This is a genomic window from Paenibacillus sp. FSL H7-0940 (assembly GCF_037979415.1).
Lineage (GTDB): Bacteria > Bacillota > Bacilli > Paenibacillales > Paenibacillaceae > Paenibacillus > Paenibacillus amylolyticus.
Map to the genome: position 1 here is coordinate 3073256 of NZ_CP150280.1, position 16917 is coordinate 3090172.

Annotated in this window: 17 protein-coding genes; 1 reads left to right on the forward strand and 16 read right to left on the reverse strand. The window is 46.8% G+C overall.

Annotation, left to right across the window (positions count from 1 at the left end):
* Window positions 1–72 precede the first annotated feature (72 nt).
* The gene (locus tag MHB71_RS13380; protein WP_340029894.1) at window positions 73–1191 is read right to left on the reverse strand and encodes a GTP-binding protein; all 1119 of its coding nucleotides are present in this window, start codon (window positions 1189–1191) and stop codon (window positions 73–75) included.
* A 171-nt stretch (window positions 1192–1362) separates the two neighbouring features.
* Between MHB71_RS13380 and MHB71_RS13385 the strand changes: the two genes are divergently transcribed.
* Window positions 1363–1881: a MogA/MoaB family molybdenum cofactor biosynthesis protein gene (locus tag MHB71_RS13385; RefSeq protein ID WP_036609234.1), complete on the forward strand. Its 519-nt coding sequence runs from the start codon at window positions 1363–1365 to the stop codon at window positions 1879–1881.
* 75 nt (window positions 1882–1956) lie between these two features.
* On the opposite strand, the gene MHB71_RS13390 is transcribed toward MHB71_RS13385, so the two are convergent.
* From MHB71_RS13390 to MHB71_RS13460, 15 genes are all read right to left on the reverse strand, one after another.
* Window positions 1957–2511, reverse strand: a complete 555-nt coding sequence (locus MHB71_RS13390) for a hypothetical protein (protein ID WP_340029895.1) — start codon at window positions 2509–2511, stop codon at window positions 1957–1959.
* A gap of 74 nt (window positions 2512–2585) precedes the next feature.
* The gene (locus MHB71_RS13395; protein ID WP_340029896.1) at window positions 2586–3605 is read right to left on the reverse strand and encodes an oxidoreductase; all 1020 of its coding nucleotides are present in this window, start codon (window positions 3603–3605) and stop codon (window positions 2586–2588) included.
* A 110-nt stretch (window positions 3606–3715) separates the two neighbouring features.
* Window positions 3716–4369 (reverse strand): hypothetical protein, encoded by a 654-nt coding sequence (locus tag MHB71_RS13400; protein WP_100529418.1) that lies wholly within the window; start codon window positions 4367–4369, stop codon window positions 3716–3718.
* A 399-nt stretch (window positions 4370–4768) separates the two neighbouring features.
* Window positions 4769–6223, reverse strand: coding sequence for a nicotinate phosphoribosyltransferase (locus MHB71_RS13405; protein ID WP_340029897.1), 1455 nt, complete (start codon window positions 6221–6223; stop codon window positions 4769–4771).
* A gap of 197 nt (window positions 6224–6420) precedes the next feature.
* Entirely contained in the window at window positions 6421–6978 is a 558-nt protein-coding gene (locus MHB71_RS13410) for an isochorismatase family cysteine hydrolase (RefSeq protein ID WP_036609245.1), read from the reverse strand.
* 67 nt (window positions 6979–7045) lie between these two features.
* Window positions 7046–7849, reverse strand: coding sequence for an NUDIX domain-containing protein (locus tag MHB71_RS13415; RefSeq protein ID WP_036609248.1), 804 nt, complete (start codon window positions 7847–7849; stop codon window positions 7046–7048).
* A 78-nt stretch (window positions 7850–7927) separates the two neighbouring features.
* Window positions 7928–8332, reverse strand: a complete 405-nt coding sequence (locus MHB71_RS13420) for a PaaI family thioesterase (RefSeq protein ID WP_036609249.1) — start codon at window positions 8330–8332, stop codon at window positions 7928–7930.
* Between the two features lie 209 nt (window positions 8333–8541).
* Entirely contained in the window at window positions 8542–8991 is a 450-nt protein-coding gene (locus MHB71_RS13425; RefSeq protein WP_036609251.1) for a YlbF family regulator, read from the reverse strand.
* Window positions 8992–9256: 265 nt separating this feature from the next.
* Window positions 9257–10813: a tRNA (N6-isopentenyl adenosine(37)-C2)-methylthiotransferase MiaB gene (miaB, locus tag MHB71_RS13430; protein ID WP_340029898.1), complete on the reverse strand. Its 1557-nt coding sequence runs from the start codon at window positions 10811–10813 to the stop codon at window positions 9257–9259.
* A 312-nt stretch (window positions 10814–11125) separates the two neighbouring features.
* The gene (locus MHB71_RS13435; protein ID WP_017689107.1) at window positions 11126–11698 is read right to left on the reverse strand and encodes a phosphate propanoyltransferase; all 573 of its coding nucleotides are present in this window, start codon (window positions 11696–11698) and stop codon (window positions 11126–11128) included.
* Between the two features lie 193 nt (window positions 11699–11891).
* Entirely contained in the window at window positions 11892–12893 is a 1002-nt protein-coding gene (locus tag MHB71_RS13440; RefSeq protein WP_340029900.1) for a dipeptidase, read from the reverse strand.
* Between the two features lie 85 nt (window positions 12894–12978).
* Complete coding sequence (locus MHB71_RS13445) at window positions 12979–13239, reverse strand: stage V sporulation protein S (RefSeq protein ID WP_007430104.1); 261 nt, start codon at window positions 13237–13239, stop codon at window positions 12979–12981.
* Between the two features lie 117 nt (window positions 13240–13356).
* Window positions 13357–14151 (reverse strand): TIGR00282 family metallophosphoesterase, encoded by a 795-nt coding sequence (locus MHB71_RS13450; protein ID WP_036609256.1) that lies wholly within the window; start codon window positions 14149–14151, stop codon window positions 13357–13359.
* A 154-nt stretch (window positions 14152–14305) separates the two neighbouring features.
* The gene (gene rny, locus MHB71_RS13455; RefSeq protein ID WP_036609258.1) at window positions 14306–15847 is read right to left on the reverse strand and encodes a ribonuclease Y; all 1542 of its coding nucleotides are present in this window, start codon (window positions 15845–15847) and stop codon (window positions 14306–14308) included.
* Between the two features lie 310 nt (window positions 15848–16157).
* Window positions 16158–16895, reverse strand: coding sequence for a regulatory protein RecX (locus MHB71_RS13460; protein WP_340029902.1), 738 nt, complete (start codon window positions 16893–16895; stop codon window positions 16158–16160).
* Window positions 16896–16917: the final 22 nt, after the last annotated feature.

Sequence of the window (16917 nt, forward strand, 5' to 3'; positions counted from 1 at the left end):
TAAAGTTACCCCCCAGGCAAAGTTTGCTATGCATCTTAATACCCAGTTCGGAGGAATATTGAATCATCTAACCTACTTTATCGCTTCCAATTCCAGTAATTGGTCACGAATGACAGTTTGGTCAAAATGTTCACCTATAAACACAGCAACATTAGGGACCTCTCCCTGAGGTGTGATCTTCATGTAATCCGATTCACGGTAGGCATACTGGAACCAGAAACGGCTCGCCGTGTCACTAAACGATAAGATGCCTTTTGCTCGATACACATCCCGTGGCAAAGCAGATACAAATTGTTCAAACGCCTCACTGTTCACCGGATGACTGAAATAATGTGTATACACCATAACATGTTCGTGTGAGGCATGAGGAGCAGAATGCTCGTGACCGTGGTCATGACTATGGCTATGAGATGCGTCAGTATTCGTAGCATCGCCTTGGACTGTATGATCTGTATGCTCATGTCCATGATTGCAGCCATGTGTACCACAGGTTTCCGTATGCACATGATGCTCTTTGTGAGCCGGCTTGCCTGCTTCAGAAGCTGAATCACGTACGTGCACGTCTGCCCCGCTGCGAAGCAACAGATCCATCTCCACCTCACATTTGACCGTAGGGATTACAGGTGCGAAACCATTCCATTTTGCCAAAAGCTGCTCCAGATCCTTCAGTTCCTGTGCACTCACCCGATCCGTTTTATTCAAGAGAAGCACAGACGCACAACGAATCTGCTCCTGCATTAACTTGAAGGTCTGCCCCTTCTGCTCCTGATACAGACCAGATAGATGTGCTGCATCCACAACCGTAATGAGACTTTTCAGTTCCAATCGCATGTAAAGTGAAGTCTCAGTTACTGCATCCAGAATCTCCATTGGATTCGCCGCACCGGTTGCTTCAATGATGATCACATCAGGTGATTCCTCCTGAACGAGATCAGCAAGTTGCAATCCCAAGTCACCACGTACGGTACAACAGATACATCCACCTAACATCTCTGTCATTGGAACGGTGGAATCCACAATCTGACCATCCAGATTGACTTCGCCCAACTCATTCATAACCACTGCGGGACGCAAACCCTGCTGTTGCCAATGTTCAATCAACTGAACAAGCAGTGTTGTTTTGCCACTCCCCAAAAAACCTGACAGTATATATACAGGTATGGATTGTTCTTTTATAATCGTTTCATTCATGCGTATACACCTCTCTGATTGTCCTTCTTGTAACCTGATCTATCTATATCTAGCGAGTGTACACCATCCCGCATTCGTTGTGCAATAACGTTCAACTCTTCCCCAGTACATTGCCTGATTCTAACGGATGGTCTATGCTATGAGGACATGTTGATTGAAGGAGGAAGTTTCATGACTAATTCAGTGGAACAACATCGCCAGGAAGCCCCTGACACGGTATCGTGCATGATTGTTACAGTGTCTGACACACGAACCAAAGACACCGATACCAGTGGCCAGCTCATGCACCAGCTTTTGAATGAAGCGGGTTATCAGATTGTTGAATACATCATCACACCAGATGAAACGGAGAACATTCGAAGCATCCTGCAAGATGCAGCTGTTCGTGATGATATTGAAGCCGTGCTGCTTAGCGGCGGGACGGGGATTGCACCCCGAGATACAACCTACGAAGCAGTATCCTCACTACTGGACAAGGAACTACCGGGCTTTGGTGAGATCTTCCGTTTTCTCAGTTACACCGAAGATATCGGTTCCGCTGCCATCCTGAGCAGAGCCGTCGCTGGAACGATTGGACGCACAGCCGTATTCTCCATGCCGGGTTCCAAAGGAGCCGTCAAATTGGCCATGGAAAAACTCATTTTGCCCGAGCTGCGGCATGTCATGCGTGAAATATATAAACCCGTCTGAAAGATCAGACGGGTTTTCGGGTTTATTTTCAGCTGTACGGTAAGGATTGAAAGTTTTCTGTGCTCCCATCTTCTCTTACCTTAGCTGCCCCAACACATGTTGGAACACCTGCATAACATCCTGTTCATACTTGTCCTTTTCCCCACCAGAAGCTGTATAAACGAGTGAGACGTACCCTTTGCTGCGAATCGTTGTTCGGCCAAGCCCATTCTCCAAGACAGCCTTATCACGATCCTCACTATACATTTGTTTCATGCTAGCAGCTCGGGTTGTCGCATCACTGAAAATATGGACTTTCACGATGTGTCTGCCACTTCCATTCAACAAATACATATAAGAGATCCCACCATGGCCGTCATCGGCAGACATATTATTCATCAGTTGAATGCCTTTTGCTTCAAAACTCTTACTGATCTCACTCACCAATTCACCGTTTAATCCGTGTCCTTGACTCTGTGCCCGCACATTTCCTTCATCTGTCGCTTCACGGGTGTAGACCTTCCGCTCCTGCTCAATGGATGATGCCGAACAAGCCGCCAGGGACCAGACACTCGTGATCAACACACCACTTACAAGTACCGACTTCATTGTTTTTCCAACCAGACTTCGCCCTTTTCTAGCAAACCACATGCCAATCCTTCCTTTCCAGCCACGTGTGCTGTGACCCAATCAGGTAGAATTAGCATGTCTAAGGACTTAGAATCTTATGCGGATGGCAGATCTGATATTGTATTGACCACCGTACGACCCACTGCACCACCTTGGAGTATCGTCTCCAGCGTAAGAGGCAATTGATCCAAGGAAATTTCCCGAATTCCCAGTTCCAGCGCGCGCTCCGGTTTCCATTCTCCGCCGAGAAGTTTCCACAATCGTTCCCGACGTTCCATCGGACAATATACAGAGTCTATACCAATAAGCTGGATGCCACGCAAAATAAACGGAAGTACCGTGGATTCAAAAGCTGTGCCTCCAGTTAACCCGGATACCGCTACCGCACCTCCGTATTGAATCTGTTTCAATCGCTCCGCAAGAGCCGGTCCTCCTGTTGGATCAACAACTCCCGCCCATAGCTGTTTCCCCATCGCTCCTTTAGCTGGAGCATCAGCTTCTTCACGAGTAATAACCTCTGAGGCGCCCAAGTTTCGGAGCAATGACTCCTCCTGATCCTTCTTGCCTGTGCTGGCTGTTACTTCAAAACCAAGTTTCGCCAGAATCGCTACTGCCATACTGCCAACACCACCCGTTGCACCCGTAACCAGAACCTTGCCCATCTCCGGTGTCACTCCAGCCTGTAACAGCGCATCTACCGAAAGTGCAGCCGTAAATCCTGCGGTTCCAATTGCCATGGCTTCTTTCTCACTGAGACCCGGTGGCAGAGGCACCAGCCATTCACTGCGCAGACGAGCATACTCGCTATAGCCTCCATAATGGGATACGCCAGGTTCAAATCCTGTACTGATCACCCGATCTCCTGGTGCAAAACGTCCACTGACCGACTCCTCTACCGTTCCGGCCAGATCAATCCCCGGGACCATCGGGTACTCACGAACGACACCGCCTTTCTCAAGGGTAGCGAGTCCGTCTTTATAATTGACACTGGAGTACTGCACCTGTACCGTTACATCTCCATTTGGCAGATCTTCCTTCTTCAGTTGCTCTATAGCAGCTTTCACTCCGCCCTGTTCTTCTTTACGGACAACATATGCGTTAAAATGATTTTTCATCGATAGCCACTCCTTCTTTGGATTTTATATATTTTTCCATTAAGCACATGAATTGTTCGCATTCAGCTTAACGGCTCCTTTTACCTGTGGAATTCTTCAAATATTGATGATCAAACTCTGTCTCTCCTGAGCGTCAACAGATAGATTAGTGGACCCACAATAGGGATGATGCCTGCCGCGGTCCAAGCTGCTGAACGTCGACTCACTTTAGTATCCCTGTATATCGCAATCATGGAAAGTAAGGTCAGCAGTACAAAATCAATTGTCATGATATGTACAAAGGCAGATTGCTTGAATGCTTCCATATATACATCCGGATGACCTTGCGTCACGGCATAGAAAGCTGTCCCCAGCGTCAACAGCAGAAGGACTACATGCGTCAGCTTGTGGGTTGCTACCCGTCCAATTCCCGACTCACGCTGACGACCAAAATGTAAGCTTCCGTAACCCGAAGCTCTATTTGCGGATGATGACCATGCATAATAGGGAAGCAGGGCAAAAGCACCCAATCCAAAAGAAAGTATGACAAAAGGCCAAGCCGGTACACGGCCACCTCGTTCTTTCACAGATGTTCTTAACAGCATACAGGCATAAACTGCCGGGAAAATACCTAACCACGAAAACACCGTAAGTAACCAAGGTTCTTTGCTTTGCAGGGTGATCAGTTCTTTGAATATCGGATCACTTCCAGGTGACTGCCCCGGTGCCAACAACAATGCATAGGCAATAAAAGCGATCCAGACCAGTCCTAATATCCATCTCATGTCTGCACCTCCTCTTACTTTCATCCCCTACAGCTACGGGATTGAAACAATGCGATGCAGAATTTGGCGGCTCCTGCGCTTTCCCGAGAAATAATTACTGCTTTCCCCCTACAACCTCTTGAATTGGGGATGACTATTATCCAGTATAGCCTGCTACCTTGGCAGTCTGTCCATGAGATTTCTTACATCACTGGTCCATCCCATAAGGATCATATAAGAATAACGTCTATCAACTATCGACGTACTTTCACAGAAGACAGAACCCGTATAGCTGAAATTACTTCTTGCGATCATCGAATCGTTCAACTCCGCTAAGAACGTATACATTTTATAGGCAGCAAAAAGGCATAAGCCAGTATCCCTCACTGGTTATGCCTCTCTGTAATTCTTATGTGTGAACTATTCCTCTGTGGATTTCACATGTTCCGCAATGAGCTTCTGCTTCATATTCCATGCCGCAGGGCTGATGTTCACACGGTAGATCTCCGGGTTGAGCTTCCGTTGGTATTCAGGCCAGAAGAGGTTCATCTGTTCCCTGTGATACGCCCGAATCTCATCCAGATTAGGCAGTTCATACACTTTACGTCCATTCACAAAGATTGGCTCCAGCATATTGACCGCTTCGTAGCGGGTAACCGTCTTTTTCAGGTAAGGGTGTAGCGGGTTGAACAGCTTGAGCGGTCCGCCCTGTAGCGGCTGCTCTTCATCTGGATAGCAGATATAATCTGCAATCGCTTTGCCATGTTTCGGATCAATGATCCGGAACACTTCCTTTTTACCTGGAGTGGACACCTTTTCAGGATTGGCAGATATTTTGATCGTAGGCAGCATGGCACCGTCCACTTCACGCTCCACCAATTTGTACACTCCACCCAAAGATGGCTGGTCAGAAGCGGTAATCAACTGTGTACCAACACCCCATGTATCAATCCGTGCTCCTTGAGCCTTTAGGTTGAAAATCGTGTTTTCATCCAAATCATTAGATGCAACAATTTTCACATAATCCAAGCCAGCCTCATCCAACATCTGACGTGCCTGAATCGACAAGTACGCTAGGTCACCACTGTCGAGACGAATCGCATTCATCTTTTTGCCTTGGCTCTCCAACTTCTTGGCTGTCTTGATGGCGTGAGGTACTCCACTGTTCAACGTGTCAAAAGTATCAACCAACAGTGTAACCTGATCAGGCAACACTTTGGCATACACGTCAAACGCCTCCTGTTCGCTCATAAAGCTCTGTACCCAGGAATGGGCATGTGTACCTGCTGTTGGGATTCCGAAGCGCTCTCCGGCCAGCATATTAGACGTTGCATCGAAGCCTGCTACATACGAGGCACGTGCGCCCCAGATGGCAGCATCCGCTTCCTGCGCACGCCGTGTGCCGAATTCGAGCAACGTATCCTGCTGCGCTACTTGTTTGATCCGCGAAGCCTTGGTTGCAATCAACGTCTGATAATTCATGAAGTTAAGTATCGCCGTCTCCACCAATTGAGTCTCCATAATGGAGCCTTCTACCCGAATGAGCGGTTCGTCAGGGAAAACAATTGCGCCCTCCTTCATGGAATGAATCGTCCCCTGAAATGAAAACTGGAGCAACTCTTCCAGAAAGACCGGATCGTAATTTTCCTCTTGTTTGGATAAAAATTTGATGTCGTCCATCGTAAACCGAAGCTGGCTGATATAGTTCACAATACGTTCCAATCCGGCAAATACCGCATATCCGTTGCCAAAAGGAAGCTTACGGAAATAGGCTTCAAATACCGCCTTCCGCTTGTGAGTACCATTCACCCAATGGGCGTACATCATATTGATCTGATATTTATCCGTATGTAAAGCCAGGCTAGTTGTCTGCATTTGTCTCATCCTCTCTGACTTCCGCTCGTGCTCCCAGATTTCATCTGTGAACACGGGTTAACATATGGAGACTCATTCTTCATGATTCTGTTCATCCGTATTAAACAAACAAGTCTCCCGTAAAAAACTCTATACACCATTCACCACATTCATCCGGTTCCTAACATGAGGTCAACCAAACATGACTATGGAGTAAATTAAGCCAAGACTGTCTCGCTCGCCTTAACCACCGAAGCACCAAGGCTGGAACGAAAATGTCCAAGTGCCCACTCATGCCCTGCCGGATTGAAGCTGGCAACGGCATCTTCGTATACCGTAATATGAAACCCTTTATTGTAAGCGTCCACTGCGGTATGCAATATGCAAATATCCGTGCATACCCCAATCAGTGCAATATCCGTAATACCACGTGCACGCAGTCTGAGTTCCAGATCGGTCCCACAGAATGCACTATATCTCGTCTTATCCATCCACTGTATATCTGTTTTCCGTTCTTCCATCACTTGGGCAAGACGACCATATAACTGTCTTCCCTCCGTATTTCTGATGTTATGAGGTGGGAAAAGTACAGTCTCCGGGTGATACGGATCATTTTCTTCATGCAGATCCACAGCCATGATTACCTCATGTTTGTTCTTACAATAGGCCTCGGTTACAGCTGCAATCGTCTCCTCGATCTCTACTGCTGGCTGACCTACAGGCAAAGAACCTGTCACAAAATCCTTCGTAAAATCAATGACAATCAGTGCTTTCATCGTCAACACTCCCTTAGCCTAGAAATGGTTGATCCTGATTCAATCAGATTGACACATCTACACCTTATTACGTGTAGATGGACAGGCGTGGTACGAGTTCTGTAAAACGATATAACTGCGCCGGACGCTGCGAGTACTGGTTGGAACTCACCAGGTTCCCCTCTTCATCTCTTACTTCTTCCACAATGCCTTTACGGCTGCGGGTAGACGTAATCTTGCGAATGAAGTTTGGTTCTTCAAAATCCGGTACAACACTTTGAATAACCTGATATAATTCACTTAATGTAAAATCACGTGGCAGGAACTGACGAGCAATCGTCGTTTCCAGCATCTGCTGTTGAATACGTCGATAAGCGTCTTCGATAATTGTTCTGTGATCAAAGGCCAGTTCCAGTTCTTGCAGCGCCTCCTGGATGGTGAACAATCCAACATCCTCAGCATCATCTGCCGCTTGGCGTTGATCCAGCATCCATTCTTCCACAAGCGCGAAAAATGCGTGAGAGATAATCCAGCCCCTCGGGTCACGACCCGGCTGACTGTATACATTCAAGTACTCCAGATGTCCACCATCTACACCTGTCTCTTCCATCAGTTCACGCTTCGCTGCACCGTAGATGGATTCATTCTCCTGACAAAATCCACCGGGTAATGCCCATCTGCCTGCAAAAGGCCAGCCTTTGCGCTTGATCAGCATCACTTTCAGTTCCCGAATGGGAAGTGTCTTCGTCACTGTCTTGCGTTCCCGCTTGGTCAAGGTGAACATAACGATATCCGCAGGAACACCATCGGGGGTACGATATTTTTGGGAACTATAAGCACGTGCTGCTTGTTCGTCGCTCTCTGCATTGAAGTGTTCGTAGTTTTCGCTCATGGGCACCACCGACTATTTTCATTTTGATAATTTCATTATGACATAATAATATCTTTTGTCAACCGCAGGATTCGTGCGTTACGTTCTAGGGCGTGCTATGCGGAATGTCGCCGTAGCCATACATCCCAATGTGCCCGATGCATCACGAACCTCCGATTGAGTCGTAACACTGCGTCCTGCTTGATGCAGTACCGTAGCTGTCACCGTTAATTCCCCTTGTTTCATTGGTGCAAGAAAATGTACGTTCAGATTTGTTGTCACACAGCCATCCACTTCCATTGCTGCTGTTGCAACCATACCCATTGCCTGGTCCATCAGTGAAGTCAATACACCCCCATGAATAATCCCCATGGAGTTGGTATGATGTTCGCCTGCTGTCAACGCAATCTGTACTTCTTTTCCGTCTCCTTTAATATAACGACAGCCGAGAAATCCCCAGAATCGTCCGTCTCCGTCTTCCACCATTTTGTCCAAAATACTCATTATTCATTTCTCCTTTATTCACTGTACGTATCAAGCTCTCTTGATGTCATGTGCCTTTATCATTAAAAATCAGCCGCGCCACACAAAATAACCCCACAGCGTGGAGCTTTGCTTGGAATTATATTCCGAGTACTTGGCGATAGCCACTCCACATTAACGGTTATGTAATGTCAAAAAAGGCGCGGACAGCGTCCGCACCCTTCCGTCATTTAACCGCAACTGGTCGGAGGTGAATCCGTTCCAGCCTCCACGTTTACTTTTTCAGAAACCGTATCCCGGATTACAGAGATCACTAGTTGAAGCAAGTAGTTGATGTCGCTCTGGCTCTGCTGGAATTCCGTAACCAATGGAATACTGTCCAGTTCGCTTTGCAGATCTTCAATTTCCTGTTCAATTTTGCTGACCATCTCCACATTTTTGAAGCTTTCAAAAGCAACAATCTCTTTTTGTTTTTTCTTGATCGTTGCAATCAACTGCTGGATGCGCTCATGATCCCGAATTTTGGTTTCAGCCTGTTGAAACTGTCTAACTTCCTCACTCGTTCCGAGCATATCAGCCAATTCTTTGGCTTTTCCCATAATGTCGTCGCGTATGACCAGATTGCGCGTATCGTAGGTTGGCATTCCATAATGGTTGTACTGCACTTCTTCCTGCGCCACTGAAATCGCTCCATTCTATGAGATGATATAAGATGAAACTCACTGTTGCACTAAGTTCAGCTGACTGCTGAGTGACCGCTGCGGTGTCGGATCGTTCTTTTGATCGCTGTTGTCTCCGAATTTTTTCGATTGAGATTGTTCAAGGTTAAAATTCGGAGACAAAGGCGAACGCTTCGCTTCTACAGAATCGATTCCGTCACCTTCGCTACGCTCGGCGTAACCCCGCTAAGTGCAAAAAATCATTCATCTTATTTGTGTGTGTGTATTACTGATTGGCAGCTACCGGCTCGGAGAGCAGGTTGCCCCGAATATAAAAAGTCATCGGATCGGTGATTTCCACTTGTACGAAAGTACCGATCAAATCTTTAGGTCCTTCAAAATGCACCAGCTTGTTGCTGCGTGTACGTCCTGCCAGAACTTCGGAATTCCGTTTGCTCTCGCCTTCAACGAGCACTTCAACGATTTTGCCGCGTTGCTCTTCATTGCTTCGGTGGCTGTATTCGTTGATCGTTTCGTTCAAGCGCTTCAAACGTTCCTTCTTCACTTCCATCGGTACGTTGTCTTCCATCACTGCAGCCGGTGTACCTTCACGCGGGGAATAAATAAAGGTATAGGCAAAATCATACCCTACTTCACGGACAAGGGAAAGTGTATCTTCAAACTGTTCTTCCGTTTCCCCCGGAAAACCAACAATAATATCCGTTGTTAACACAACATCCGGGATGGCCTTTTTAATTTTGTCAGCCAGCTTCAGATAGTGTTCCCGGTTATACTTGCGGCTCATACGTTTGAGTACTTCCGAACTGCCAGATTGCACCGGAAGATGAATGTGCTCCACCAGATTTCCGCCCTTGGCCAGCACTTCAATCAAGTGGTCATCAAAGTCACGTGGGTGACTGGTTGTAAAACGTACTCTTGGAATATCAATTTGGCGAATGGCATCCATCAAGTCACCAAAACTGTAGTTCAGGTCGGTGAAGTCCTTGCCGTACGCATTCACATTTTGACCAAGCAGCGTGATCTCCTTAAAGCCTTGTCGTGCCAAATCCCTAACTTCGGCAATGACATCTTCAGGACGACGGCTGCGTTCTTTGCCCCGCGTAAACGGAACGATGCAATATGTACAGAACTTGTCGCAGCCATACATAATATTCACCCAGCCGCGCATAGCCTCGCGTTTCTTCGGCAGGTTCTCAATAATGTCGCCTTCCTTGGACCATACCTCAACAACCATTTCTTTGCTGAACAACGCTTCCTGGATTAGATGTGGCAGTCGATGCACGTTATGTGTACCAAAGATCATATCCACAAAGCCATGCTTCTGCATGATTCGGTTGACGACGCCTTCTTCTTGGGACATACAACCGCATACGCCAAGTAACAATCCCGGACGTTCGAGTTTTAGCGTTTTCAGGTGACCGAGCTCACCAAATACTTTATCTTCCGCATTTTCCCGTATGGCACACGTATTGAGCAGAATAATATCAGCTTCTTTGCGATTCTCTGTAGCCTGATATCCCATAGACTCAAGGAGTCCTTTGATGGTCTCCGAGTCATGCTCGTTCATCTGACATCCATACGTATATACAATATAGTGTTTACCTTTCCCTATGTTTTTCAGTTCATCGGGAACGGCATTTTCGTAAAGCACCTGGACGTCTTCCTTGCCCCGCTGTTTCTCCTGACGATGATTGGGTTCCGATTTGATGTTAATCTCACGGCCCCGGATTCTTATCTTTTTGCTGAATTCATCTTGCGAAATTACTTTGGCATCGGAAAAATCAAAATATTGGGAGTAATCCTTTTTTGAGTCTTTAGCCATTTCCTTCGGTCACTCCTTACAGCCTCTATTAATAAAAAATCGTTCATTCATCCCTGTTCCACATGAATATCTTGCTTGGAACATTAAAAGAGCATTACAGCAAATTATAGCATGAATTGGGCTGTAGTTCCACATCCAAAGCGCATCTCCCTTCGTCTAATCCGAAACATGCCATGCTCAGAAGAGCACTCAGAAAACACAAAAACCTGAGCCTTGCCGTCAGGGCTGGAATTAACCGGCCCCTGTTGGCTGTGCTCAGGTTTATATGTTATTCAGTCCGCCATAATTGGGGGCTGAAGCTATTACATGTTATTAATCGATGATTTCAGCAGTGTCGCCATTACGAGCGCCAGCAGCGTTAGCTTCATCTGTATCAATATGCATGTCCAGTGCAAAAGAATCGGATACACGAGCCAGTACATTTTCCAGTACCAGACCACGATCTCCACCCAGACGAACTTTCAACATTTGTTTGTCCTCGATACCCCATTTAGCAGCATCAGAAGTATGGAAGTGAATGTGACGAGCAGCAACGATAACACCTTTATCAATCGTTACTTCGCCAGCAGGACCTTTAATTGTGATTCCTGGTGTACCTTCAATGCTTCCAGATTCACGTACAGGTGCTTTAACACCAATCGCAAATGAATCTGTCATGGAGATCTCCAGTTGCGTTTCAGGGCGAACAGGTCCAAGGATACGCACTTTATCAAACTGTCCTTTCGAACCAATTACCGCTACAGTTTCGTTAGCAGCGTATTGGCCAGGCTGGGACAGAGGTTTAAATTCAGTCAGTTCATAACCTTTGCCAAACAAAATTTCAACGTGCTCTTGGGATACATGAATGTGACGGGCAGATACGCCCACAGGTACTGTTTTACTCATTGTAAATTCACTCCTTGTTTATCTATGGCCTGTACTCAGGCTCTTAACAATCCAATGGTATTATACCCCTTTTTGGAGTGAAATGAAAACGAACTGGTGAAAATTCATGAAATACACTTATTTCACCATCATTCCCCTCCTTTATTTGGAAAACAAGTTTCAATTCAACACATTCAATGCACACACCAGTTCACTATTTCATGGAATTCCCCTTCATCTGCATCTTCGGATTGCTCTCTGGCAAGTGTTCCCCCAGATAACTCATCGCATTCCCCCACAACCAGCCACGAACCAGATGTTCATCATAATGCTTGAGCAGGATTTCCGTCAGTCTCGGATAATGTCCTGAATGTTCAAGTCTCTGAATATACGTTGATATCCCATCAAAATCAGACCCCATCATCAGGTGATGCTGCCCGCCGAGAGAACAGAATTGCTCAATATGAGGCAGCAGATCTTCTATACGTACCTCACCCTCCTGCTTTACAAACCAGGGTACAAACGTCAGTCCAATCCGCCCTTCCCGGGCAATGATAGCCTGAATCTGATCGTCTTTCAGATTACGCACATGGGGACATACGCTGTAGCTGTTGGAGTGGGAGGCGATAAAAGGACGTTTACTCAAGTCAGCCAGTTCCCAAAACCCTTTCTCCGTCAGATGTGACACGTCGAGCAGCATTCCGATTTCATTACACTGGCGCACCAGTTCCTTCCCCTTCTCGGTCAGACCTGCTCCACGCTTCTCCATTACTCCGTCAGCCGCCCAATTGGCATAATTCCACGTTAGTCCAATAATTCGAACGCCCATCTGATAACATAACTCCAGATAGAACAGGTTGCCCTCCAGGCCATCCACACCCTCCAGTGTGATTAATCCCCACAGACCCTCTGTTTGCCCCACCTGAGCCACCTGTTCACGCCATAACAACGTCTGTGTGCCGCCAGGCCGCTCCTGACTTCTCTCCACACGTCTACGATAAATCTCCAACTGCCCCATCACATGTTCAAACTTGCCTCTGCCAAGTACTTCGGGTAAATAGATCGCGAACGCCTGCAACCCTACATTCCCCTCTTTCAAACGTTGCAAGTTCACATCCAGTTGTGGAGCACCTTGGAATGAAAGAGCAGGCTGCATCAAAATTTTGCTCAGTGCATCACAGTGAAAATCAGCTACACGCCAATCAGACATGGACATCTTAAACCCTCCTCAATATGTGATTGCAAAAAAACGCAAAAAAACCTGTCTACATCGTAAACAGGTTCAATGCATACTGCATGTATTATCTGGGCTCCACAATCAGCTTAATGGCCGTTCGGTCCTCGCCGTCGATCACAATGTCTGTAAAAGCTGGAATACAAATCAGGTCAACTCCGCTTGGTGCTACAAATCCCCGGGCTATCGCTACCGCTTTAATGGCTTGGTTCAGTGCTCCCGCTCCAATTGCCTGCAGTTCAGCATTTCCACGTTCACGAAGAACCCCTGCAAGAGCGCCGGCTACAGAATTAGGATTGGACTTTGCTGAAACTTTTAATACATCCATGGTAAGTACCTCCCTGGGAATGTTGAAAGTTTGTTTCCACTTACTAGATGTTATTCGCGGGAGGCAAAAAAATTCCTTCTTTTTAGACGGGTTTCCCTGCAAATTGGGACAATACCCCTATTCCATGCGCCACTCGTCCTCCGTCAGACGAATTTTTTCGATGCGTGTTGCCGCACCTGTGGCTTCATCAATTTCAACAAAAACACCATGGAAGTGCCATTTGCCATCATCCACAACAAAACGTACGGGTAGCTGGGTGTAGAACTTACGCAGCACGGCCTCACGCTCCATACCCAATATACCGTCACGAGGACCTACCATGCCTGCATCCGTCAAGTAAGCCGTTCCTCCAGGCAAAATCCGATCATCATTACTCTGTACATGCGTATGTGTACCTACAACGAGAGACGCACGGCCATCCAGATGCCATCCCATGGCAATCTTTTCTGACGTCGCTTCAGCATGCATATCGACCAAAATACATTTATGGTCTTGGCGCAGCTCATCTACAATTTCATCAGCTACACGGAATGGACAATCCAGAGCAGGCAGGAACGTTCTTCCTTGAAGATTGACAATCGCTAGCTCTTTCCCTTCGCCTTTGACAACCGTGTACCCTCGTCCTGGTGTGCCTGGTGGAAAGTTTGCTGGACGAATCATGCGGGGCTCATCATCTATAAAATCAAAAATATCCTTATTGTCCCAAGTATGATTACCAAGTGTAATACCATGTACACCCCAGTTGAAAAACTCATTTGCGATTGCACCGGTAATGCCACGACCTGCTGCCGCATTTTCACCATTCACAATCACTACATGTGGCTTATACTTCGATTTCAGATACGGTAAATTTTCCTTTAATGCCTTACGTCCCACGTTGCCTACAATGTCACCAATAAACAAAACTTTCATTGATTACTGCCTCCTCAATTCCTGCAAAGTCCTCTTACTTCAAATGTTGAACCTTTGCAGGACTCTATCTCATGCTCCATGATGTGTAGTTGCCTTTTAACAGGCTATCAACAGGAAAAGTGGCCCACTACTGCGGCCACTTTTCCGTAATGCTCTATTTTGCGTATTCAACCGCACGGGTTTCCCGGATGACGGTGACTTTGATGTGACCCGGATAGTCGAGTTCATTCTCAATCATCTTCGTGATGTCACGGGCTAAGCGGAAGGCTTCAGCATCATCGATCTTCTCAGGCTGTACCATAACGCGAACTTCGCGTCCGGCCTGAATGGCGTACGATTTCTCGACACCTTCGAAGGACTCTGAGATTTCTTCCAGCTTCTCCAGTCGTTTGATATACGTTTCCAGCGTTTCGCGGCGTGCGCCTGGTCTTGCTGCGGAGAGCGCATCTGCTGCGCCAACCAACATGGCAATGACCGAAGTCGCTTCGCAATCTCCGTGATGGGACGCGATACTGTTGATTACAACCGGATGTTCTTTGTATTTCTTCGCCAGTTCCACGCCAATTTCGACGTGTGATCCTTCCACTTCGTGATCCAGCGCTTTACCGATGTCATGCAATAGACCTGCACGTCTTGCCAGAGTTACGTCTTCTCCCAGTTCGCCAGCCATCAGTCCAGCCAGATAAGCGACTTCCATGGAATGTTTCAAGACGTTCTGACCGTAACTTGTACGGAACTTCAACCGGCCCAAAATTTTGATCAGATCCGGATGCAGACCATGCACGCCCACTTCAAAGGTAGCTTGCTCACCGTATTCACGGATGCGCTCATCCACTTCTTTGCGGGATTTCTCAACCATCTCTTCAATCCGTGCCGGGTGAATACGTCCATCAGCCACCAGTTTCTCCAGCGCAGTACGGGCGATCTCACGGCGAATCGGGTCAAAGCCCGACAGAATAACAGCTTCTGGCGTATCATCGATAATGAGGTCAATCCCTGTAAGGGTTTCAAGCGCACGGATGTTACGTCCTTCACGACCGATAATCCGGCCTTTCATTTCTTCATTTGGCAGGGTAACAACAGAAACCGTTGTTTCCGCTACATGGTCAGCCGCACAACGTTGGATAGCGAGTGTAATAATCTCGCGGGACTTTTTGTCCGCTTCTTCCTTCGCTTGTTGTTCAATGTCCTTGATCATTTGAGCCGTCTCATGACGAACTTCCTGTTCTACGTTGGACAGTATGATACTGCGTGCGTCTTCCATGGTGAGGTTGGATATACGTTCCAACTCTGTCACCTGGTTTTTGTAAATCATTTCGATCTGCTGCTGAGTCTCATCAATTCGTTTCTCTTTGTTAGCCACTTGCTCTTCTTTACGTTCGAGTGATTCCAATTTTTTATCCAGCGACTCTTCTTTTTGCAACAATCGTCTTTCTTGTCGTTGAATTTCATTCCGACGTTCACGAGTGTCTTTTTCAGCTTCAGCACGAATGCGATGGATTTCATCCTTCGCTTCCAGCACCGTTTCTTTCTTCAGTGCCTCTGCCTCTTTCTTCGCGTTCTCCACGATTTGTACGGCAGCTTGTTCCGCACTAGAGATTTTAGCCTCTGCAAGAGATTTGCGAATAAAATACCCTACTCCGAACCCAATGATTAGCGCGGCCACAACGAGAGCGATCGTGATTGCAGGATTCATACTGTTCACCTCCTCGTTGGTTCCTCCAAGGCATTCCTTGGGTCAATTTGCAGTTTTCAAACCTTACATATGTTTGGGAATAACGAATACTCACGGCGATCCCCCGCCGATTTTCATTTCACATGTACATGTTTCCACGTACTATTCACTGTTTCCAGCGAACCCATAATTAAGAATGGTATAAATCTTAAGAAACCGAAACCGCTTTTTTGGAAGGAAAAAGGGTTGTCCATTTCTTACAGACTCATGTCCATTTTAGTATTTGACGAAAGAAATTGTCAAGAGAATGCAGTATAGAGACTCTAGTCTGCTAATCCCATAACAACGCTTCGTCATCTTCAGGGTCCCCAGCCTCATCTTCTTCAATTAAACAATTCACGACCTTGCGCACCATATCCATTGAAAAACCACGTCTCATTAGGAAGGGAAGCGTTTTATTTTTCTTCTCTTTGACGTCCCCTTTGACCTGATTCCATTTTTTTCGTCCGGCACTCAAAGCAGTCTCAAATTCCGCATCTGTACTTATCCTTTCTAGTGCCTCAACAATGAGATCATTGGCAATGCCCTTTTGACGCAGCTCTTGCCTTATCCACAGTTTTCCCTTCCGCTTGCCCTCCATACGCTGTCTTGTCCATTCCTTCGCAAATAGATCGTCATCCACCAGGTTCTCCCGCTCAAGCCGATCCAGCGCCTCTTCAATCAAAGGTGCAGCAAACTCCTTCTGACGAAGTTTCTGACTTAATTCATGGCGCGTACGTGGCTTATGCTCCAAAAAACGCAGAGACTGTGCATACGTCCGCTGTCGCTCGTCAGCTAGAATGATATCTTCCAGATCCTTCTTCATAAACGTATTACCTTGAGTCATCCTGTATTTAATCATCACATCTTCAAGAACCGTAATGGAGTGGATGCCAAAAGTGATTCGATAACGAGCTTGCCTGCTCTTCGTTCGTTCTACACGTGTAATAATAAGTTCTTCGTTGTCCGGAAATTGGGATAGGCCATCCTGTTCTGCTTCTTCATATAAATCCTCGTCATGTTGATCCATTCTGGTCTCCCCTTTCATAACA

Coding starts and splice junctions, on each gene's coding strand:
- MHB71_RS13435 (WP_017689107.1), bottom strand. CDS start 11,698: ATGAGTAAAACAGTACCTGTGGGCGTATCTGCCCGTCACATTCATGTA.
- MHB71_RS13390 (WP_340029895.1), bottom strand. CDS start 2,511: ATGTGGTTTGCTAGAAAAGGGCGAAGTCTGGTTGGAAAAACAATGAAG.
- MHB71_RS13395 (WP_340029896.1), bottom strand. CDS start 3,605: ATGAAAAATCATTTTAACGCATATGTTGTCCGTAAAGAAGAACAGGGC.
- MHB71_RS13410 (WP_036609245.1), bottom strand. CDS start 6,978: ATGAAAGCACTGATTGTCATTGATTTTACGAAGGATTTTGTGACAGGT.
- MHB71_RS13380 (WP_340029894.1), bottom strand. CDS start 1,191: ATGAATGAAACGATTATAAAAGAACAATCCATACCTGTATATATACTG.
- MHB71_RS13440 (WP_340029900.1), bottom strand. CDS start 12,893: ATGTCCATGTCTGATTGGCGTGTAGCTGATTTTCACTGTGATGCACTG.
- MHB71_RS13415 (WP_036609248.1), bottom strand. CDS start 7,849: ATGAGCGAAAACTACGAACACTTCAATGCAGAGAGCGACGAACAAGCA.
- MHB71_RS13385 (WP_036609234.1), top strand. CDS start 1,363: ATGACTAATTCAGTGGAACAACATCGCCAGGAAGCCCCTGACACGGTA.
- MHB71_RS13420 (WP_036609249.1), bottom strand. CDS start 8,332: ATGAGTATTTTGGACAAAATGGTGGAAGACGGAGACGGACGATTCTGG.
- rny (WP_036609258.1), bottom strand. CDS start 15,847: ATGAATCCTGCAATCACGATCGCTCTCGTTGTGGCCGCGCTAATCATT.
- MHB71_RS13450 (WP_036609256.1), bottom strand. CDS start 14,151: ATGAAAGTTTTGTTTATTGGTGACATTGTAGGCAACGTGGGACGTAAG.
- MHB71_RS13405 (WP_340029897.1), bottom strand. CDS start 6,223: ATGCAGACAACTAGCCTGGCTTTACATACGGATAAATATCAGATCAAT.
- MHB71_RS13445 (WP_007430104.1), bottom strand. CDS start 13,239: ATGGATGTATTAAAAGTTTCAGCAAAGTCCAATCCTAATTCTGTAGCC.
- MHB71_RS13400 (WP_100529418.1), bottom strand. CDS start 4,369: ATGAGATGGATATTAGGACTGGTCTGGATCGCTTTTATTGCCTATGCA.
- MHB71_RS13460 (WP_340029902.1), bottom strand. CDS start 16,895: ATGGATCAACATGACGAGGATTTATATGAAGAAGCAGAACAGGATGGC.
- miaB (WP_340029898.1), bottom strand. CDS start 10,813: ATGGCTAAAGACTCAAAAAAGGATTACTCCCAATATTTTGATTTTTCC.